The sequence below is a fragment of the Ruegeria sp. H7 genome, assembly GCF_056532945.1.
Genome location: NZ_JBQFNZ010000001.1, coordinates 608,088 through 626,729, shown reverse-complemented (window position 1 = coordinate 626,729; position 18,642 = coordinate 608,088). Strand labels below are relative to the sequence as shown.

Sequence of the window (18,642 nt, the reverse complement as noted above, 5' to 3'; positions counted from 1 at the left end):
GATGCCGACCATCGCCAAAACCGCAACCGTGCAGACCGTCATTACAACATTTGAAATGACACCGGGAACCTGTCAGGACCTGTTGGAAGCGCTGACGGATGCCTATTCCAGCTTTATCTCCAAGCAGCCGGGATTCGTATCAGCGGGCCTTCATGTGAACGACGCGCAGACCCGCATTGCCAACTATTCACAGTGGGAACGCCGTGAGGATTTCCTGGCCATGTTGCGCACGCCCGAGATGCGGGACCGCAACCGCAAGCTCAATGAATTATGCAAGAGTTTCGAACCGGTCATGTACGAGGTGGCCGAAACCTTTGACCGATCCTGACCTGGATCAAGGCCTCTGATTTCCGCGTGGTTTACTATGACTGCGGTTAAACGGAGGCCCTAAAATGTATCACAACATTCTTGTCCCCATTTCCTTCGACACCGAACGGGATACGTCCGGCCCGATCAAACTGGCCGAGGTATTGGCAACACCGGACGCAAAGGTCACCTTGCTGCATGTTGTCGAGCATATTCCCAACTATGCGATTTCCTACATGCCCGCCGAATATCTGACCGAAGCGCGCAAGGCCATTCAGACCGAGCTGGATGACCTTGCCGCAAAACTGCCCAATGCCGAAGGGCTGGTGATCGAGGGGCATTCGGGCCGCAGTATCCTGGACTGGGCCGAGGCACACAGCCCGGATCTGATCATCATGGCATCGCATCGGCCGGGGATGCAGGACCTGCTGTTGGGGTCTACCGCGACGCATGTGGTGCGCCACGCAAAATGCGCGGTTCACGTGGTCCGATGACGTCTAGAAATCCGCAGGGCTCAGACGGTAGGCTTTTCCGAACCCTGCGTTGAGCAGCCCGTCGGTGATGTCAAAGCGAACAAACCCGAAGTCTGCAAAATCGACATAAAGCTTGGCTTTCGGGCGCAACTCCAGATAGCGCAGGCGCAGGTCCTCATGATCGGGTGTGCCTCGGGCGACCAACTGTGCTGTGGCGTGCAACGTCAGGCGCGGATGGGTCAGCGGATCGCCCTTGTCCGCCGGTTCTCCGATCAATAGCGCACAGGCTGGGTTCGCGTGCAGAGCACGGGTGTGATCGGACAGCGTTGAAATCAACGAGATCGGTTGCCCTTGCTCATCCGTCGCCAGTGCAATGCGTGACGATGATGGCAAGCCGTTGTCCGGGCGCAGAAAGGACAGCGCGGCAAAAGTAGCGCTGCCCACCAGATCGCGCGCCAACTTGCGCGCTGCGTCGTCCGTGGGTTGGTATGGGTCGGCCTTGGGCATCGCACTCGGTTTGCTGTCGCGTCAGAGGTGACCATTTGATACGGGTTTGAGGGACACAGTTCCAGCCCGTCGGGTCGCCGCCGCCTCGGCTTTGCCACAAATCGCGTGTACAGACGGGGTATGGATTTGGATCGCCTCACGCAGGAACAGGATAACCTGAACCCGCAGCCCTCAAAGCGACACCTGCGCGCTGACGCGACGCGGCGGCGGGCTTTGTCGCCTTTTCGCATTGGGCTGATGGTCGTGGCCTTACCTCTGACAACCGCACTGATTGCGGCGAACATCTACATCCGAATGTCCGAGTTCGACCGGAACGGAGCGATCCTGCACCTCATCGCCCTGTCAGGCTGTGAAGCACCCGCAAAGCTTGGCTTTGGTCCATTCCGCAAAGGTTATGCCGGGTATCACGAACGCTATGACCCGGACCGCAACGGTGTCTCGTGCGAAAAGTCAGGTCAGGTGCGCGCCAACAAATCACCCACATCCGGCACGGCAACACAACGCGCTGTGGGGAACGCGAAATTCGTGCGGCCCTGATCCGTTCGGCCTGATTTCTTCACCTCAGGACAATTGAGCCCCGGCGCAGTCGCGAAAAATGCGGACCTGCGGCGCGGCACCGTCCAAAGGAAACTCGGCCACCCCGTCCTGAGTGAAGGCGTAGGCGGTCTGATTATATTCCAACCCGTCCAGCACATTTCCGAACCCGGTATCCGTGACAGTCAGCGAGGCCGCACCGTCCGACAACACATGGCGCGAGGTGGCAATTTCGATCGGGTTCGGCCCCTCAAACCGCATGGCAAACCATGGGGCCTGTGTCCAGGCCTCGGTCTTTTGCGTGACCGTCAGCGTATAGAGAGGTTGGGACGGGTCGTAGGTCAGGAAGATTTCGGCCTGTTCGGTGTCATGCGACAGGGTGCAGATTTGACCCACCGAGGCCTCCCATGCGGTGGCCGGGGTGGCGAGGAGTATCGTGAGCAGAAGAAGGCGCATGACGGAAACTTAGCTGTCGATGGGCCTTGGGCAAGGGTGGTGATCTGTCTTTACGACAGACGTTAGTAGTGCACGAGGCGGCCTGATTGAAGGCGCTGACGGATTTTTCATAAAACTGCGCCAGATCCTCGGCCAGCACCACGCGGGTGCCCCGTACCCGGTCAATGGCGCTTTGGAATTCGAGCAGGCTGTGTGGGGTGTTCGTCATGACAACCGTTTTGAAAACACAACCTGTTTTTTCAAACGTGGAGGAGAGGGCGTTGGGCTGTAAGGGTAGTGTCGGGCTGTAGGATGGGTGATTTCACCCATCAATGTTCATCACAAAAAAGATGGGTGCGAGCACCCATCCTACGCTTGCTGACAGATTTTCCTGAGAAGCGCGCCTGGTCCTTTGCCTGTACCACACGAGCGCCGTGCACTCGGTGAATGGCGCATTAGATCTCACGCCTAGAGAGAACGTGTTGGGGTGCGTCACGGCAACCGTTTGGAACCACAATTTGTGATCTCAAACGCGAAATAGAAGGGTTTTGGCTGCAAGTTCTTAGTATACGTTTGTGAGTAGGTAAGGGTCATATCCCCTTTTTTGAGTTTAGAGAGCATTGGAGGAATGAGTTGAAAATCCATCCAGCGCCTTTGGTAAGATTATGAGATGCCAAAAAAAGATGATAAGGTATGTTGGTTTTTGAGGGTTTGGTATGAAACGTAGTTTGTATTTGCAATCAATAGTTGTGGTATTTGCACTATTCAGCACAACCACATTCGCACAGTTTTCAGATTCAACAGCCGAAGATGAAACGGAGCAAGATGATGCATCGGCTGGCCAAAGCAGCGAGCTTGAGCAGGAAGGCGGTGGCTGTAAGCTACTTACACTAAAACGGAAATCCGGCGAGACGTTGAGTTTAGATGAATCAACACAGCTGCTAAATTGTTTCGAAAGCCCACTTGAGTTTGGTGATGACTGGGAGGGCTTCATGGCAAACCAACCATCACCAGATGCATTCGGAGATCCAAACAACTTTGCCCCGTGGCTAACACTGGATGAACTCAATGTATAAAATTGATTTGTTACTATCTTTGGAGAAAACAGCAGTATTGTTTGGGTGCAGTTTAGCACTGGCCCTAACTTCAGTCTTAGCGTTGTTTTTGTTCAATTTGGTGAGGGACAGATGCGTTAGCGCCGAAGCCAAAATGGACGTTTCTTACGGAACGATTTTAGGACTTGTTCTGGTTTTTGGATGTTTGGCAGGCGTTATCGGGTTACTTATGGGTAGTAGCCGTACTGCCGCTGCAGGTAATGTTTTGCCGGTAGCATTGACGTTTATTGGCGGGTTGGCGATATTTTTGATCACAAAGGAAGCAAACAAAGCCGTTAACGTTTCAGCTTCTGTTTTGGCATTTTCATTGATGCTTCTCTTTGGCACGGTAATCGGTTCGTATGAACGAGCGAGAGCGACTGAACAGGTAGCTCTAAAAACCTGGGATATTGAGAGACAAAAGTGGTTGGCGCAGCGAGAATTTGCGATAAATGCCTATCGAGATACCCTGGGTTTGAAGCCACTTGGCGAAAAAAAGTAGAGGCTATCACCTCTTCCGCCTTTTCACATTCCCACCCCGCTGCCCCGGCCTCCCAGCCGTTGACCGACCACGCGATTTCACCGCATCCTCGGATGCCTTCTCAACCGCCCATTGCCGCGCCATGGGGTCGTCGGCGACGGCGAGATCGACCGCTTCCAGACGTTTGATCTCATCCCGGATGTTGGCGGCCTCTTCGAATTCCAGGTTCTCGGCGGCTTTGCGCATCTGGTCGCGCAGACCGTCCAGATGGGCCTCAAGATTGGCACCGTGCATCGGTTTGTCGATGGTGGCGGTGACGCGGTTCATGTCGACGTCGCCTTCGTAGAGACCGGCCAGAACGTCCTCGACATTCTTTTTCACGGTCTCAGGCGTGATGCCGTGTTCCTCGTTATAGGCAAGCTGTTTGGCGCGGCGGCGGTTGGTTTCGCCCAAGGCGCGCTCCATCGAACCGGTGATCTTGTCGGCATACATGATAACCCGGCCATCGGCGTTACGCGCGGCGCGGCCGATGGTCTGGATCAGCGAGGTTTCGGACCGCAGAAACCCCTCTTTATCCGCGTCCAGAATGGCAACCAGACCGCATTCGGGGATATCGAGCCCCTCGCGCAGCAGGTTGATGCCGACCAGTACGTCGAACGCCCCAAGCCGCAGGTCGCGCAGGATTTCGATGCGTTCCAGCGTGTCGATATCCGAGTGCATGTAGCGGACCTTGATGCCCTGTTCGTGCAGGTATTCCGTCAGGTCCTCGGCCATGCGTTTGGTCAGCGTCGTGACCAGCGTGCGGAAGCCGTCGGCGGCCACTTTGCGCACCTCGTCCAGCAGATCGTCCACCTGCATCGACACAGGGCGGATTTCGACCTCGGGGTCCAGCAGGCCGGTGGGGCGGATGACCTGTTCGGTGAAGACGCCGCCGGTCTGTTCGATCTCCCACTTAGCGGGGGTGGCCGAGACGAAGACGGATTGCGGGCGCATGGCGTCCCATTCCTCGAACTTGAGGGGGCGGTTGTCCATGCAGGACGGCAGGCGGAACCCGTGTTCGGCCAGCGTAAATTTGCGCCGATAGTCGCCCCGGTACATGCCGCCGATCTGTGGGACCGAAACGTGGGATTCGTCGGCAAAGACGATGGCATTGTCGGGGATGAATTCGAACAGGGTCGGGGGTGGCTCGCCCGGTGCGCGGCCGGTCAAATAGCGCGAGTAGTTCTCGATCCCGTTGCAGACACCGGTGGCCTCGAGCATCTCCAGATCGAAGTTGGTGCGTTGTTCCAGGCGTTGCGCCTCGAGCAGTTTGCCCTCGCCCACCAATTGGTCCAGCCGGATGCGCAGTTCCTTTTTGATCCCGATAATCGCCTGCTGCATTGTCGGTTTCGGCGTCACATAGTGCGAGTTTGCGTAGACCCGCACCTGTTCCATCGTCGCAGCGCGTTCGCCGGTCAGAGGGTCGAATTCGGTGATCTGTTCCAGTTCTTCACCGAAGAAAGACAGCTTCCAGGCGCGGTCCTCAAGGTGGGCGGGCCAGATTTCCAGTGAGTCACCCCGCACCCGGAACGAGCCACGCTGAAACGCCTGATCGTTGCGGCGGTATTGCTGGGCCACCAGATCGGCCATCACCTGCCGCTGATCGTACTCGTTGCCGACCTTCAGGTCCTGCGTCATCGCCCCGTAGGTCTCAACCGAGCCAATGCCGTAGATGCACGAGACCGAGGCGACGATAATCACATCGTCCCGTTCCAACAGCGCCCGCGTGGCCGAATGGCGCATCCGGTCGATCTGTTCGTTGATCTGGGATTCTTTTTCTATGTACGTGTCCGAGCGCGGCACATAGGCCTCGGGCTGGTAGTAGTCGTAGTAGGACACGAAATATTCCACCGAGTTCTCGGGGAAGAAGCCCTTGAACTCACCATATAGCTGCGCCGCTAGCGTCTTGTTGGGGGCAAGGATGATGGCGGGGCGCTGGGTTTCCTCGATCACCTTGGCCATGGTGAAGGTCTTGCCCGTCCCGGTCGCGCCCAGCAGAACCTGATCGCGCTCGCCGTCGAGAACGCCGCCGGCCAGTTCCCTGATCGCGGTCGGCTGGTCGCCTGCGGGGGCAAACTCGGTATGCATTACGAACTGTTTGCCGCCTTCCAGTTTAAGGCGCGCGCGGACGTCTTCGACGGTCAGTTGGGTCTTGTCGGAATGGGCATAGGGCATGGGCAGGCTCCGGGTCAGGCCCTTACATTTGTTCTTATTTTGTCCAACTGCAAGTCCTGATCTGGTTTTGAAAACGCCTTTCAGTAATACGCAAGCCGACCGTCCGGGGTTTGATCCGATTGCACCTGTGGCGGAAATTCATCAGTGTTCATAAACCGGCTTAGAACGGCCCGATTGGCCTCGGGCCGGGCATCGATTTCAAGGGTTCTTTCGTGGTGGATCAAGTTGCAATCCTCATCATGAGCTGAACCCCTTTTAGGCCACGTTGATGACAGTTTCTGGCATCAGTCGGATCGCTGAAACCCGCGACAATTGCGGACTTGTCCGCGCCGCTCGCGTGGCGCATAAACATGATCAGCCAAGTGAGGACGGAGAGGCGACATGCGCGCACGGATTTACCAGCCTTCAAGAAATGCGATGACCTCGGGCATGGCAAAGACCCGCAAATGGGTTCTGGAATATGCCCCCGCCTCGGCGCGCGAGGTTGATCCGCTGATGGGCTGGACCTCGTCCAATGACACGCAGACTCAGGTTCGGCTGAAATTCGATACCAAGGAAGAGGCGCTGGAATACGCCAAGGATAACGGTATCGAGGCGCAGGTCAGCGAGCCGCATAAGCGCAAACCCAACCTGCGCGCCCGGGGCTATGGCGAGAACTTCGCCACCGACCGGCGCGGCCCCTGGACGCACTGAGTGATCGACATTCGTCAGGCCGACCCCACATCGGACGCTTTGCGCCCGGTGGTCGAGGCGCATTTTGCCCATAGCCAAACGGCTGGCCCTGCGGAAAGCAATCATACAATGGATGCCGATGCGCTGTCCGGGTCGGGGATCCGGTTTTGGGCCGTTTATGACGGCGATCAACCGGTGGGATGCGGGGCGCTGAAGCTGTTGCCGGACCAAACGGCCGAGGTGAAATCGGTGCACATCCTGTCACAAGCGCGCGGACGCGGGCTTGCGCGCGCGATGATGGATCATCTTGCGGAACACGCCCGGTCGGAAGGGTTATCCGCGCTGGTTCTGGAAACCGGCGCGGCGCATTTGCCGGAATATGACGGCGCCCGCAAACTGTACGAAGCATTGGGATATTCCTATTGCGGCCCGATCTACGGCTATGAGGATGATCCCAACAGCGCCTTCATGCGCTTGGGCCTTGAACCCCGCCCGTAAAAACCGCAAGAAGGGCGCAGCGGTCCCTTAGCTCAACTGGATAGAGCAGCTGACTTCTAATCAGCAGGTTGAGGGTTCGAGTCCTTCAGGGATCGCCATTTCCAACCGATGCAACCGACCCATCGCGCGCGAAATCTCGTTTGTGTGATCCGGGTCACTGACCGGCCCCACAGAATCAGTCAAAGTGACCCTATTGATGAGTTGGCGTCAGTTGGTTTTATGACGTGAGTTTTTTTAAAGTTCTCCCCAAGACACTTGGCGCGTTTGTTTCAAACGCGCCATTTTCTTTTGGCCTTGGGGGAGGGTGAGGGGCTGGGTGAGGGGGTCAAGCCAGCCCCTCGTAAGGGGTTACTGAGTGGTAGTGTAATCCGCTGACCTCAAATTAGCCCAAGTCTAAGGCCTCGGATATTGGGGGATTCCCGTACGGATCGCCTTTTCTGGTCGGATTTTCTGCGATTCCCCACAAAATTCGAGCGATTTTCGGGGCCTTTGATCAAAACAGGGCCAACCTTAGGCGTGAGTCCGACGGGTGATTCCCATCCGTCAAAAGGCGCTTGGCCTGTGTTTGCCTGTTTCCTCGTGGCATCCCGAAAAAAAATCTTGCAACCGGTTGCAAAGAGCAACATTGTGACGCCAAGTAAGATTCGGGAGAATTACATGCTGAAGGTCGGGCTGCTTGGTGCTGGTCGTATCGGACGTGTCCACGCGCAAGCCATTACGTCGCATTCGGAAAGCAAGCTATGTGCGGTGTCGGACGCAATGGCCGAAGCCGCGACGCAACTTGCCGAGGCGCATGGCGCGCAGGTGCAAAGCTCGGACGAAATTATCGATAACCCGGATATTGATGCGGTACTGATCGCAACGCCGACCGACACGCATTCGGATCTGATCGAGGCTGCAACGCAGGCAGGCAAGGCGGTTTTGTGCGAAAAGCCGGTCGATCTGGACCTGCAGCGGGCGCTTGACTGCCAGACTGTTGTGGCCGGGCGCAAGCCACCTGTCATGATTGGGTTCAACCGCCGGTTTGATCCCAACTTTTCCGCGATGAAGGCCGCTGCCGACGCAGGTGAGATTGGCAAGGCTGAGCTGTTGTCGATCACCTCATTCGATCCTGCACCCCCGCCGGTCAGCTACATCAAGGTTTCGGGCGGGCTGTTCCGCGACATGATGATCCACGATTTTGACATGGCGAACTATCTGATGGGGGAAATCCCTACGTCTATTTCCGCCGTCGGGTCCTCGGTCGTGGACCCTGAGATCGGGCAGGCCGGGGATGTTGATACCGCTGTTGTCACAATGACTTACGCCGATGGTCGGATCGCGGTCATCAAGAACTCGCGCCGTGCGGCATATGGTTATGACCAACGGGTCGAAATGCTGGGATCAAAGGGACTGCTGCAGGCCCAGAACATGTTGGAAAATACGGTGGTCAAATCGACGTCGGACGGCGTTGTCGGGGCCAAGCCTACCTACTTTTTCCTTGAACGCTATATGCCTGCGTATCGGGCCGAATGGGATGCATTTGTCCAGGCCGCAACGTCGGGCGCGGCGGTTCCGGTGACTTTGGATGACGGTGTCGCTGCGCTGGCCATGGCCGAAGCGGCAACGCAATCCGCACGTTCGGGCGCACCCGTCCAAATGGCGGAAATTTTGAAACCGGTTGCAAAATGAGCGAATTTCTTCAAACTGAAAACGGCTCGGTACCACTTCCGGCTACGACAGATTCGGTCCGACCGAGTGAATGGGGCGGATAGCCCAGGACAAAAACAGACGGTTTTTATGGGAGGAAACCAAATGAACAAGTTTGTGAAACGAGTGCTGATGGCCAGTGCTGTGGCGGTTGCGGCGGCCACGGGCGCTGCGGCGGAAGGCGAAAAGTACATCCTGGTCAGCCATGCCCCGGACAGCGACAGCTGGTGGAACACGATCAAGAACGGCATCGCGCTGGCGGGTGATCAGATGGGTGTCGAGGTCGAGTATCGCAACCCGCCCACCGGCGACATCGCCGACATGGCGCGGATCATTGATCAGGCGGCGGCCTCGGGGCCGAACGGGATCATCACCACTCTGGCCGATTATGACGTGTTGAAAGGCCCGATCACATCTGCCGTGGACTCGGGTATCGACGTCATCATCATGAACACCGGCACGCCGGATCAGGCGCGCGAGGTTGGTGCGCTGATGTATGTCGGCCAGCCCGAATATGACGCCGGTCTTGCCGCCGGTCAGCGCGCAAAAGGTGACGGCGTTACCAAATTCCTGTGCGTGAACCACGCGATCCAGCAGCCCACGGTGGGCGAGCGTTGCCGTGGCTTTGCCGATGGTCTGGGTGTTGAACTGGGCGATGCGATGCTGGACAGCGGCACCGACCCGGCGGAAATCAAGAACAAGGTTCTGGCCTATCTGTCCGCAAACCCGGATACCGATGGCATACTGACTCTGGGTCCGGTGTCGGCTGATCCCACCGTGGCGGCGCTGAAGGAAAACGGCATGGCCGGTGACATCTATTTCGGCACCTTCGATCTGGGTGAGGAAATCGTCAAAGGCATCAAGGACGGCACCATTCAGTGGGGCATCGACCAGCAGCCCTTCCTGCAGGCGTATCTGCCGGTTGTGATCCTGACCAACTACCATCGCTACGGCGTTCTGCCGGGCAACAACATCAACTCGGGCCCCGGTTTTGTGACCGCAGACGCCCTTGAAAAAGTCGAGGAACACGCGGGCGAATACCGCTGATCCCAACCGGGTGGCGCCAGGGCGCGCCACCCGCCTGACTTCAATCCGCACCTTTCAAATCGTGGAGGCACCCCATGTCCACCACCCAAGTCGTTGACGAACGCGTCAAGGAAATGTCCGCGCTGCGCCGCTGGCTGATCCGCCCCGAACTGGGCGGGATCGTTGGAACCGTCGCAGTCTTTACCTTCTTTCTTCTATTCGCCGCTGATTCCGGCATGTTCAACGCGCAGGGCGTGATGAACTGGGGCACCGTGTCCGCTCAGTTCATGATTATCGCTGTCGGCGCGTGCCTGCTGATGATCGCGGGTGAATTCGACCTGTCCGTCGGCTCGATGATCGGCTTTTCGGGCATGATGATTGCCATCTTTCTGGTGATCCTGGGCTGGCCCGCCTGGATCTCGATCATTGTGACTTTCATTCTGTGCATGCTGATCGGTGCCTTTAACGGCTGGATCGTGATCCGCACCGGGCTGCCCAGCTTTATCGTGACGCTGGCGGCGCTGTTCGTGCTGCGGGGCTTTACCATCTATCTGCCGCAAACCTTCGAGAACAAGACCATCATCGGCGGTATCCGCGACGCGGCAGAAGGCGACTGGCTGGCCCCGATCTTTGGCGGGAAAGTTCTGCAGGGGCTGTTCGTCTGGCTGGGCGACAACGGCATTATCGCCACGTTCGAACGCGGTACGCGCGCCGGCCAACCTGTTGTTGACGGTATCCCCATGCTGATCGTCTGGGCGATTGTCATCATTATCTTTGGCCATGTGCTGTTGACCAAAACCAAGTTTGGCAACTGGATCTTTGCGGCCGGTGGCGATGCCGAGGCCGCGCGAAACTCGGGTGTGCCCGTGAACAAGGTGAAAATCCTGATGTTCATGTTCACCGCCTTCTGCGCCACCGTATTTGCGACCTGTCAGGTCATGGAGTTCGGTTCGGCCGGGGCGGATCGTGGTTTGCTGAAAGAGTTCGAGGCGATCATCGCCGTGGTCATTGGTGGCGCGTTGCTGACCGGCGGCTACGGCTCGGTTCTGGGGGCGGCGCTGGGTGCGCTGATCTTTGGTGTGGTGCAGCAGGGGCTGTTCTTCGCAGGCGTCGAAAGCTCTCTGTTCCGGGTGTTTCTGGGCGTGATCCTGCTGGGTGCGGTGATCCTGAACACCTATATCCGTCGCATCATCACAGGAGAACGCTGAGATGACCGAAGACACCAAATTCCACCACGGCGACTCGCAAGAGCAAAAGCCGATCATCCGTATGGTCGACATTCAGAAACACTTTGGTTCGGTGATTGCGCTGGCTGGCGTCAGTTTCGACCTGAAACCGGGGGAATGCCATTGCCTGCTGGGAGATAACGGCGCAGGTAAGTCGACCTTCATCAAAACCATGTCCGGTGTGCACAAACCCACCGCGGGCGAGATTTTCTTCGAAGACAGGCCGATGCATTTCGAAGACCCGCGCGACGCGATTTCAGCGGGTATCGCCACGGTGCACCAGCATCTGGCCATGATCCCGTTGATGAGCGTCAGCCGCAACTTCTTCATGGGCAATGAACCGACGCGCAAAGTGGCCGGGATCAACTTCTTCGACAAGAAGCTGGCGGATGAGATCACCATGGAAGAGATGCGCAAGATGGGCATCAACCTGCGTGGCCCGGATCAGGCCGTCGGCACGCTGTCGGGTGGGGAACGTCAGACAGTTGCGATTGCCCGCGCCGTGCATTTCGGTGCGAAGATCCTGATTCTGGACGAGCCGACCTCGGCCCTTGGGGTGCGTCAGACTTCGAACGTTTTGGCGACCATCGACAAGGTGCGCAGTCAGGGTGTGGGCGTCGTGTTCATCAGCCACAACGTCCGCCACGCGTTGGCGGTGGGCGACCGCTTTACCGTGTTGAACCGGGGACAGACGCTGGGCACGGCCAAACGGGGTGAGATCACGCCTGAGGAACTTCAGGACCTTATGGCTGGCGGTCAGGAACTGGCCGAACTGGAAGGTTCGCTGGGCGGGACCGTTTAAAACACCGGTGCCCCGCAGGCATGCGGGGCGCCCGATCATTCAGTGGTGCAAGGCCACACATAAATCACAGGTCAGATTGGGTGGCCTGGAACCTTCAGAAATGTGAAAACCGACCTAAAGCCCATGGCGGCTTCGTGTTGAAAGGGATCATGATGAGCAAGACAGTCCGACTGACCGCGGCGCAAGCTCTGGTGCGCTATCTCGGGGCGCAGATGAATGAGGCCGGAGAGCCCTATATCGCCGGAGTCTGGGCCATTTTCGGCCATGGCAACGTGGCCGGTCTGGGTGAGGCTTTGCACGCCGTCAAAGACTGCCTGCCCACCTATCGCGGTCACAACGAACAGACCATGGCCCATTGCGCGATTGCCTATGCCAAGCAGATGCGCCGCACGCGGGCGATGGCCGTGACCTCATCCATCGGGCCGGGGGCCACGAATATGGTGACAGCGGCGGCATTGGCTCATGCGAACCGACTGCCGGTACTGATCATCCCCGGCGATGTGTTTGCCTCGCGCGGTCCGGACCCGGTGCTGCAGCAGATCGAGAATTTTGGCGACGGCACGGTCAGCGCCAATGACTGTTTCCGCCCGGTCAGCCGCTACTATGACCGTATCTCGCGGCCCGAACACCTGTTGACCGCGCTACCGCGCGCCTTCCGTACCATGACCGACCCGGCAGATTGCGGTCCGGTGACGCTGGCCTTCTGCCAGGACGTGCAGGCCGAGGCCTACGACTACCCCGAAAGCTTCTTTGAGCCCCGCGTCTGGTATCAGCGCCGCATCCGCCCGGACGAGGGCGAACTGGCCCGCGCCGTTGCCGCGATCAAGGCGGCGAAGCGCCCGGTCATCGTAGCCGGAGGCGGGGTGCATTACTCGGGCGCGACCGATGCGCTGCAAAGCTTTGTTGAAACCCACAACATCCCCGTCGCTGAAACGCAGGCGGGCAAATCGGCCTTGGCCTGGGACCATCCATTGAATCTGGGGCCCATTGGCGTCACCGGTGGAGAACCGGCCAATGATGTCTGCGCCGAGGCTGATCTGGTTCTTGCGGTTGGTACGCGGTTGCAGGATTTCACCACCGGGTCATGGGGCCTGTTTTCGAACCCCGAACGCGAGATGATCTGCCTGAACACCGCAGCCTATGACGCCGAAAAGCACGGGGCGATGCCATTGCAATCCGACGCGCGCGTGGGTTTGCAAGAGCTGGGCGCAGGCTTGCAGGGCTACAGCGCCGATCCAGTGGCCGATACCCTGAAAGCCGATTGGTTCGGCAAGGTCGACAAGCTGACCGACGCGCCCGGTGACGGGAATGCTCTGCCTACCGACATGCAGGTGATTGGCGCGGTTCAGCGTGCCTCGCATAACGACACGGTTGTAATGTGCGCCGCTGGAACAATGCCCGGTGAGTTGCACAAGCTGTGGAAGGCCCCACGCCCCGGTGCCTATCACATGGAATACGGGTTCAGCTGCATGGGGTACGAGATCGCAGGTGCGATGGGCATCAAAATGGCCGAGCCCGAGCGCGACGTGATCTGCTTTACCGGCGACGGCACTTATATGATGGCGAACTCGGAAATGGCCTCTGCCGCGATGATGGGCGTGTCCTTCACTGTTGTCATCACCGACAACCGGGGCTTTGGCTGTATCAACCGCTTGCAGATGGGCACCGGCGGGGCCGAGTTTAACAATCTGCTGGATCACGCGGTGCATGAGACACCGTCGGCCATCGACTTTGCCGCACATGCGGCGGCGATGGGGGCGACCTCGGTCAAGGTCAGCTCGATTGCTGACTTGGAAGAGGCTTTGGCCAAGCGCGCCGACATCAAAGGGCCTTATGTGGTGGTCATCGACACCGATCCCTACCCGTCCACCGAATATGGCGGTACCTGGTGGGAAGTCGCTGTGCCCGAGGTCTCAATCCGCCCCGAAGTCAACGAAAAACGCGCGGCCTATGAAGTTGCGATCAAGGAAAGAAATACGAAATGAGCGTGAAGATCGGTATCTCTCCGATTGCCTGGCAGAATGACGATCTGCCCGACCTGACGGCGGCCTATACCATGGAACAGGCGCTGAAAGAGGCCAGAGAGATTGGTTATACAGGCATCGAGCGCGGCCAGCGGATGCCCGGCGACACCGAAGGGTTGCGCGCCTATCTCGATAGCAACGACATCGCCCTGTGCGGCGGTTGGTGTTCCGGTGCGTCGCTGGTCAACGACTTCGCGACCGAACGTGAGGCGGTGCGTGAACAGGTCGAGCAGTTTGTTGCGCTGAACAGCCCGTGCATTGTCTATGCCGAATGCTCGAACACCGTGCAGGGGCAGATGGGCACTCCGGTCAATCATCGCCCGAAACTGTCGAAGGATGAGGTCAAGGCCTACGCGGCCAAGATCACCGAATTGGCGAAATGGATGGCCGATCAGGGGATGCCGATGGCCTATCACCACCACATGGGCACGATCATCGAAAGCGAGGATGACGTGAACTGGCTGATGGAGGGATCGGGCCCCGAGGTAAACCTGTGCTTTGACACCGGCCATCTGCTGTTTGGCAGCGGTGATGTGATGGCGACCCTGAACCGCTGGGGCGACCGGGTGCATCACGTGCATTTCAAGGACATCCGCCCTCAGATCGTGCAGACAACTCGCGAGAATGACCATTCTTTCCTGGATGCGGTGGTCGGCGGCGCTTTCACCGTTCCAAGCGATGGTTGCATCGACTTTCAGGCGGTCGCAAACGCGCTGAAAGCGATGGATTACGACGGCTGGATCGTGGTCGAGGCCGAGCAGGACCCGGCCAAGGCACCGCCCTATGAGTATTCCAAGATGGGCTACGACCACATTGTCGACGTCTGCACACGCGCGGGATTGGAGATCACGGCGTAACACCCAGCCCCAAGGGGCAACACCAAAAGCCATGAGAAAGGAGACTGTCATGGTGACTCAACAGCTTGGATATGTCGGCTATTTCGACCGGGAATCCTGTGATCTGGATGAATTCAAGGTGTTGACCTCTCAGAACCTTTTGGCTGAAACGGTGCCTTTTGCAGCCTCCGTCGAAAAGAACGTGCCCGTCTATGACATGCAGGCGTTGCGTCCGATGTTGGAACAGCCCGACACACGCCGGGCTTTGCTGGCGGAGTGGGCTTGGGTTCTGGACAAATCCGCCGGTGTGATCGCTTTGAAAGGGGCGTATCCGGACACCTCGATCATTGATCGGGCGACGGATGTGTTTCGTCAGATTATCGAGCAAGAACGCCTAAGCGGGGCGGGTGAGGGTGATCATTTCGCCGCCTCAGGCGCGAATGACCGGATCTGGAACGCCTTGCAAAAACAGTGCCTGCGCGACCCCGAAGGCTTTGCGCTCTATTTCGGGAACACGGCGATTTTGGCGGCTTGTGAAGCATGGCTTGGGCCGCACTATCAGGTGACGGCACAGATCAATCAGGTGCGTCCCGGCGGTAAGGCGCAACAGGCACATCGGGACTATCACCTCGGGTTTCAAAGCGCGGACAGTGCGGCCCGATACCCGGCCCATGCGCATCTGGTAACAGCCTCACTGACGCTGCAGGGTGCAGTTGCGCATTGCGACATGCCGGTAGAAAGCGGTCCGACCAAGCTGCTGCCGTTCTCGCAGCTCTACCCGCCGGGCTATCTGGCCTTCCACGACGAAGCCCACCGGGCGTATTTCGAGGACAGCTATATCCAGCTCCCACTGGAAAAGGGCGACGCGGTGTTTTTCAACCCGGCCCTGTTCCACGCGGCGGGCGAGAACCGCAGCGCCGACATTCACCGCATGGCGAACCTGCTGCAAATCTCATCACCCTTCGGGCGTGCGATGGAGGCGGTGGATCGTCAGGCGATGTCGCTGGCGGTGTTCCCGTCTCTGGTTGCCTTGAAGCAGCGCGGGGCGTTGGACGCTGCGCAGTTGGAGGCCGCGATTGCGGCCACGGCTGAGGGCTATCCCTTCCCCACTAATCTCGACACGGACCCTCCGGTCGGAGGCAACGCGCCTGAAAGCCAGGCGGACATACTGCGCTGCGCTGTTGCGGAAGGCTGGACCGAGGCGCAACTGTCCAAGGTTCTTTCGGCCCTGAACCAAAGGCAAGCTGCCTGAAACAACAATCGGGCGGCCCGAATGGCTGCCCGCAAGGAGAACAAAATGGCAGATCTGCTCAAGAAACCCTTCGGCACGCGCGGCAAGGTTCACGATATCACCCCGGCCAGCGCCGGGTGGCGGTATGTCGGGTTTGGTCTCTATCACTTGCGTTCCGGTGACACGGCGTTTGAGGCCACCGGTGATCGTGAGGTCATTCTGGTCATGGTCGAGGGCAAGGCACAGATCACCGGGGCCGGGCAGGATTGGGGTGTTCTGGGTGACCGGATGAACGTGTTCGAGAAGACGCCACCGCATTGCCTGTACCTGCCGAACGGAACCGAATGGGAAGCGGTGGCAGAAACCGATTGTGTCATCGCCGTCTGTTCGGCACCGGGCAAAAGCGGTCATGCGGCGCGGCGTATTGGCCCCGATGGCATAACCTTGACCGAACGCGGAAAGGGCGTAAACACGCGCTATATCAACAACATAGCGATGGAGGCCGAGGACTACGCCGATAGCCTTCTGGTGACCGAGGTCTTCACGCCAAACGGCCACTGGTCGTCCTATCCCAGCCACCGTCACGACGAGGACGACTACCCCCGCATCACCTATCTGGAAGAGACCTATTACCACCGCCTGAACCCGTCCAACGGCTTCGGCATTCAGCGGGTCTATACCGATGACGGCCAGTTGGATGAAACTATGGCGGTGTCTGATGGCGACGTCGTGACCGTCCCGCGCGGCCACCACCCCTGCGGCGCGCCCTATGGGTTCGAGATGTACTACCTGAACGTCATGGCCGGGCCGCTGCGAAAATGGCGGTTCGTCCCGGCCCCCGAGGTCGAATGGATCATGGAGCGTGACGCTTAGCGCCTGCTGGATACCGGGCCCCGCCATTCCGGGGCCTTTTTGCTTCTATCGCTGCGACGGCGCACCAAAAGCGCGGATCACCATGCGAGCAGCAGCCTCGACGGGGTCATGCGTTTCCTTCAGGATGGTCACGCGGTCGAACCTGTCGGGGTCTGCATTCACGGCCTCGCGCAGGGCCTGACCAAAGGCCATGCGCAGTTCGGTTCCGATGTTGAACTTGCAAATTGCGGTCTCGCGGGCGAGGCGCGCGCGTTGTTCGACCGGCACGCCTGAACCACCATGGATGACCAGTGGAACCTCGGTCATGGCGTCGATCTGGCGGATGCGGTCTTCGTCGAGCCCGCCTTCCTTGTTTTGCTGTAAATGGACATTGCCGACCGAGATCGCCATCGCGTCCACGCCGCTGTCGCGGGCGAACTGCGCAGCCTCGGTCGGGTCGGTCCCGTTCGAGCCTTCGCCGCCGGAATAACCCACGAACCCGATCTCGCCCTCGCAGGAAATGCCTGCCGCGTGGGCCATCTCGGCAATTGCGGCAGTCTCGTCGATGTTCTGCTGCAGGGGCTTGCGCGATCCGTCGAACATCAGCGAGGTAAAGCCGCTGTCCAGTGCGATCTTGCACTCCTCAAACGTATAGCCGTGATCCAGGTGGGCCACTACCGGCACCGAAGCGTTCTCGGCCAGATGCCGGAACATCTTACCCAGAATAGGCAGGGGGGTGTGCTCGCGGCAGCTGGGTCCGGCTTGCAGGATCACTGGGGCATTTTCGGCCTCGGCCGCGGCCACATAGGCGCGCATGTCTTCCCAGCCGAGGGTCACAAGCCCGCCCACGGCATAGCCTTGTTCGTAGGCCGGTTGCAGGACGTCTTTCAGAGTGACGAGGGTCATTTGAACTTCGCGATCATGTCTTTGATGCCCGGAATCGTTTCGATCTGATAGGCATGTGTTGGTTGGAAATACTGCACCAGAGACCGCTGGCTGAGACCGCCGAGGATGGTGAAGTAATACATCTCATACCCCGGCAGCACGCAGCAGGGGTGATAACCCTTGTCGATGCAGATCGTCGAGCCATCGACGATGTGGTAGGCATCGCCCGGCTCGTTGTCCTCGCGCTGCAGCATTTGCAGGCCCGAGCCCCAGTTGGGTTTGAAGCGGAAATTATAGGTCTCGTCGTGGCGCGATTCATCCGGCAGGCGGTTGGTGTCGTGCTTGTGGCTGGGGAAACCTGACCAGCCGCCCTGACCAACCGTGAACAACTCGCTCACCAGCAGGCGACCAACCTTGTCATGTTGTTTCTGGCCAAGGATGTGTTTGATTTTACGATGGGTTTTGGTGTCATCGCTGCCATATTGCACAAGGTCATGTTCGCGCACGTCGAACGGATCCAGCACCTTGTCGAACTTCGCGCCCGCGACGAAAACCTCGGCCTCGTCCGATACACAGACCAGTTGTGCCTTGGCCCCGACCGGAACGTAAACGCCCTCGGGCTCGCCATCCCAGACATCCTCGCCCCGGTTGCCCAGCTTGGGGAAATGCGCCCCTTCGACATCTACATCCACACTGCCGGTGGCGGGCACGATGCAGGTCTCATACCCCGGTACCTGATATTCGAACGCCTCGCCACGGCGCAGTTTGACGATGTTGAAATAGTTCAGCGGCACCGTCGGATCGTCGGCATCCACAATGGGTTTGTTCTGGTTGTCATAGGGCGCGATATGCATGGG

Annotated in this window: 20 protein-coding genes and 1 tRNA gene; 16 read left to right on the top strand and 5 right to left on the bottom strand. The window is 58.8% G+C overall.

The window, feature by feature from the left end; all coding sequences use genetic code 11:
• Position 1 precedes the first annotated feature (1 nt).
• Positions 2 to 328, top strand: coding sequence for an antibiotic biosynthesis monooxygenase family protein (locus ACR0AC_RS02970; RefSeq protein ID WP_170452244.1), 327 nt, complete (start codon positions 2 to 4; stop codon positions 326 to 328).
• Between the two features lie 64 nt (positions 329 to 392).
• Positions 393 to 800: a universal stress protein gene (locus ACR0AC_RS02965; protein ID WP_170452242.1), complete on the top strand. Its 408-nt coding sequence runs from the start codon at positions 393 to 395 to the stop codon at positions 798 to 800.
• A 3-nt stretch (positions 801 to 803) separates the two neighbouring features.
• Here ACR0AC_RS02965 and ACR0AC_RS02960 read toward each other — a convergent pair whose 3' ends face one another.
• Complete coding sequence (locus tag ACR0AC_RS02960) at positions 804 to 1,286, bottom strand: pyridoxamine 5'-phosphate oxidase family protein (RefSeq protein WP_170452240.1); 483 nt, start codon at positions 1,284 to 1,286, stop codon at positions 804 to 806.
• Between the two features lie 120 nt (positions 1,287 to 1,406).
• Between ACR0AC_RS02960 and ACR0AC_RS02955 the strand changes: the two genes are divergently transcribed.
• The gene (locus tag ACR0AC_RS02955; RefSeq protein ID WP_170452238.1) at positions 1,407 to 1,823 is read left to right on the top strand and encodes a hypothetical protein; all 417 of its coding nucleotides are present in this window, start codon (positions 1,407 to 1,409) and stop codon (positions 1,821 to 1,823) included.
• Between the two features lie 24 nt (positions 1,824 to 1,847).
• Here the strand turns inward: ACR0AC_RS02955 and ACR0AC_RS02950 are convergent, their stop codons facing one another.
• A complete protein-coding gene (locus ACR0AC_RS02950) occupies positions 1,848 to 2,276 on the bottom strand; it encodes a hypothetical protein (protein ID WP_480625686.1) in 429 nt (142 codons plus the stop codon).
• A 695-nt stretch (positions 2,277 to 2,971) separates the two neighbouring features.
• Here ACR0AC_RS02950 and ACR0AC_RS02945 point away from each other — a divergent pair.
• Together ACR0AC_RS02945 and ACR0AC_RS02940 are read left to right on the top strand one after the other, a co-directional pair.
• Entirely contained in the window at positions 2,972 to 3,331 is a 360-nt protein-coding gene (locus ACR0AC_RS02945) for a hypothetical protein (protein WP_170452235.1), read from the top strand.
• Positions 3,324 to 3,851, top strand: a complete 528-nt coding sequence (locus tag ACR0AC_RS02940; protein ID WP_170452233.1) for a hypothetical protein — start codon at positions 3,324 to 3,326, stop codon at positions 3,849 to 3,851. The genes ACR0AC_RS02945 and ACR0AC_RS02940 overlap by 8 nt, the downstream gene beginning before the upstream one ends.
• 6 nt (positions 3,852 to 3,857) lie before the next feature.
• On the opposite strand, the gene uvrB is transcribed toward ACR0AC_RS02940, so the two are convergent.
• Positions 3,858 to 6,044 carry an excinuclease ABC subunit UvrB gene (gene uvrB / locus ACR0AC_RS02935; protein WP_170633691.1) on the bottom strand — a complete coding sequence of 729 codons (2,187 nt, stop codon included), beginning with the start codon at positions 6,042 to 6,044 and terminating at the stop codon, positions 3,858 to 3,860.
• A gap of 381 nt (positions 6,045 to 6,425) precedes the next feature.
• Here uvrB and ACR0AC_RS02930 point away from each other — a divergent pair, with 381 nt between their 5' ends.
• The 11 genes from ACR0AC_RS02930 to iolB all read left to right on the top strand — a co-directional run bounded on the left by ACR0AC_RS02930 (position 6,426) and on the right by iolB (position 16,921).
• Positions 6,426 to 6,737, top strand: a complete 312-nt coding sequence (locus tag ACR0AC_RS02930; protein WP_170452229.1) for an ETC complex I subunit — start codon at positions 6,426 to 6,428, stop codon at positions 6,735 to 6,737.
• Positions 6,738 to 7,214, top strand: coding sequence for a GNAT family N-acetyltransferase (locus ACR0AC_RS02925; RefSeq protein ID WP_170452227.1), 477 nt, complete (start codon positions 6,738 to 6,740; stop codon positions 7,212 to 7,214). It begins immediately after the preceding gene.
• Between the two features lie 21 nt (positions 7,215 to 7,235).
• Positions 7,236 to 7,312: transfer RNA gene (locus tag ACR0AC_RS02920), tRNA-Arg, on the top strand.
• 559 nt (positions 7,313 to 7,871) lie between these two features.
• Positions 7,872 to 8,885: an inositol 2-dehydrogenase gene (iolG, locus tag ACR0AC_RS02915; RefSeq protein ID WP_480871867.1), complete on the top strand. Its 1,014-nt coding sequence runs from the start codon at positions 7,872 to 7,874 to the stop codon at positions 8,883 to 8,885.
• A 123-nt stretch (positions 8,886 to 9,008) separates the two neighbouring features.
• A complete protein-coding gene (locus ACR0AC_RS02910) occupies positions 9,009 to 9,950 on the top strand; it encodes a sugar ABC transporter substrate-binding protein (RefSeq protein ID WP_170452223.1) in 942 nt (313 codons plus the stop codon).
• A 74-nt stretch (positions 9,951 to 10,024) separates the two neighbouring features.
• Positions 10,025 to 11,137, top strand: coding sequence for an ABC transporter permease (locus tag ACR0AC_RS02905; protein WP_480871865.1), 1,113 nt, complete (start codon positions 10,025 to 10,027; stop codon positions 11,135 to 11,137).
• A 1-nt stretch (position 11,138) separates the two neighbouring features.
• Positions 11,139 to 11,957, top strand: coding sequence for an ATP-binding cassette domain-containing protein (locus ACR0AC_RS02900; RefSeq protein WP_170452219.1), 819 nt, complete (start codon positions 11,139 to 11,141; stop codon positions 11,955 to 11,957).
• 152 nt (positions 11,958 to 12,109) lie between these two features.
• A complete protein-coding gene (iolD, locus tag ACR0AC_RS02895; RefSeq protein ID WP_480871862.1) occupies positions 12,110 to 13,942 on the top strand; it encodes a 3D-(3,5/4)-trihydroxycyclohexane-1,2-dione acylhydrolase (decyclizing) in 1,833 nt (610 codons plus the stop codon).
• Positions 13,939 to 14,838 (top strand): myo-inosose-2 dehydratase, encoded by a 900-nt coding sequence (gene iolE, locus ACR0AC_RS02890; RefSeq protein WP_480780285.1) that lies wholly within the window; start codon positions 13,939 to 13,941, stop codon positions 14,836 to 14,838. The genes iolD and iolE overlap by 4 nt, the downstream gene beginning before the upstream one ends.
• A 49-nt stretch (positions 14,839 to 14,887) precedes the next feature.
• Positions 14,888 to 16,069, top strand: a complete 1,182-nt coding sequence (locus tag ACR0AC_RS02885) for a phytanoyl-CoA dioxygenase family protein (RefSeq protein ID WP_170633681.1) — start codon at positions 14,888 to 14,890, stop codon at positions 16,067 to 16,069.
• Positions 16,070 to 16,114: 45 nt separating this feature from the next.
• The gene (gene iolB / locus ACR0AC_RS02880; RefSeq protein WP_170633679.1) at positions 16,115 to 16,921 is read left to right on the top strand and encodes a 5-deoxy-glucuronate isomerase; all 807 of its coding nucleotides are present in this window, start codon (positions 16,115 to 16,117) and stop codon (positions 16,919 to 16,921) included.
• Positions 16,922 to 16,966: 45 nt separating this feature from the next.
• Here iolB and ACR0AC_RS02875 read toward each other — a convergent pair whose 3' ends face one another.
• Together ACR0AC_RS02875 and ACR0AC_RS02870 are read right to left on the bottom strand one after the other, a co-directional pair.
• On the bottom strand, positions 16,967 to 17,806 hold the full coding sequence (locus ACR0AC_RS02875; RefSeq protein ID WP_480625691.1) for a class II fructose-bisphosphate aldolase: 840 nt from the start codon (positions 17,804 to 17,806) through the stop codon (positions 16,967 to 16,969).
• On the bottom strand, positions 17,803 to 18,639 hold the full coding sequence (locus ACR0AC_RS02870) for a 5-deoxy-glucuronate isomerase (protein WP_170452207.1): 837 nt from the start codon (positions 18,637 to 18,639) through the stop codon (positions 17,803 to 17,805). Before ACR0AC_RS02870 ends, ACR0AC_RS02875 begins: the two co-directional genes overlap by 4 nt.
• Between the last annotated feature and the right edge of the window lie 3 nt (positions 18,640 to 18,642).

What these genes read in the sequence shown, in the direction of transcription:
- ACR0AC_RS02970 (WP_170452244.1), top strand. Translation starts at nt 2, where the DNA reads ATGCCGACCATCGCCAAAACCGCAACCGTGCAGACCGTCATTACAACA.
- ACR0AC_RS02965 (WP_170452242.1), top strand. Translation starts at nt 393, where the DNA reads ATGTATCACAACATTCTTGTCCCCATTTCCTTCGACACCGAACGGGAT.
- ACR0AC_RS02960 (WP_170452240.1), bottom strand. Translation starts at nt 1,286, where the DNA reads ATGCCCAAGGCCGACCCATACCAACCCACGGACGACGCAGCGCGCAAG.
- ACR0AC_RS02955 (WP_170452238.1), top strand. Translation starts at nt 1,407, where the DNA reads ATGGATTTGGATCGCCTCACGCAGGAACAGGATAACCTGAACCCGCAG.
- ACR0AC_RS02950 (WP_480625686.1), bottom strand. Translation starts at nt 2,276, where the DNA reads ATGCGCCTTCTTCTGCTCACGATACTCCTCGCCACCCCGGCCACCGCA.
- ACR0AC_RS02945 (WP_170452235.1), top strand. Translation starts at nt 2,972, where the DNA reads ATGAAACGTAGTTTGTATTTGCAATCAATAGTTGTGGTATTTGCACTA.
- ACR0AC_RS02940 (WP_170452233.1), top strand. Translation starts at nt 3,324, where the DNA reads ATGTATAAAATTGATTTGTTACTATCTTTGGAGAAAACAGCAGTATTG.
- uvrB (WP_170633691.1), bottom strand. Translation starts at nt 6,044, where the DNA reads ATGCCCTATGCCCATTCCGACAAGACCCAACTGACCGTCGAAGACGTC.
- ACR0AC_RS02930 (WP_170452229.1), top strand. Translation starts at nt 6,426, where the DNA reads ATGCGCGCACGGATTTACCAGCCTTCAAGAAATGCGATGACCTCGGGC.
- iolG (WP_480871867.1), top strand. Translation starts at nt 7,872, where the DNA reads ATGCTGAAGGTCGGGCTGCTTGGTGCTGGTCGTATCGGACGTGTCCAC.
- ACR0AC_RS02910 (WP_170452223.1), top strand. Translation starts at nt 9,009, where the DNA reads ATGAACAAGTTTGTGAAACGAGTGCTGATGGCCAGTGCTGTGGCGGTT.
- ACR0AC_RS02905 (WP_480871865.1), top strand. Translation starts at nt 10,025, where the DNA reads ATGTCCACCACCCAAGTCGTTGACGAACGCGTCAAGGAAATGTCCGCG.
- ACR0AC_RS02900 (WP_170452219.1), top strand. Translation starts at nt 11,139, where the DNA reads ATGACCGAAGACACCAAATTCCACCACGGCGACTCGCAAGAGCAAAAG.
- iolD (WP_480871862.1), top strand. Translation starts at nt 12,110, where the DNA reads ATGAGCAAGACAGTCCGACTGACCGCGGCGCAAGCTCTGGTGCGCTAT.
- iolE (WP_480780285.1), top strand. Translation starts at nt 13,939, where the DNA reads ATGAGCGTGAAGATCGGTATCTCTCCGATTGCCTGGCAGAATGACGAT.
- ACR0AC_RS02885 (WP_170633681.1), top strand. Translation starts at nt 14,888, where the DNA reads ATGGTGACTCAACAGCTTGGATATGTCGGCTATTTCGACCGGGAATCC.
- iolB (WP_170633679.1), top strand. Translation starts at nt 16,115, where the DNA reads ATGGCAGATCTGCTCAAGAAACCCTTCGGCACGCGCGGCAAGGTTCAC.
- ACR0AC_RS02875 (WP_480625691.1), bottom strand. Translation starts at nt 17,806, where the DNA reads ATGACCCTCGTCACTCTGAAAGACGTCCTGCAACCGGCCTACGAACAA.
- ACR0AC_RS02870 (WP_170452207.1), bottom strand. Translation starts at nt 18,639, where the DNA reads ATGCATATCGCGCCCTATGACAACCAGAACAAACCCATTGTGGATGCC.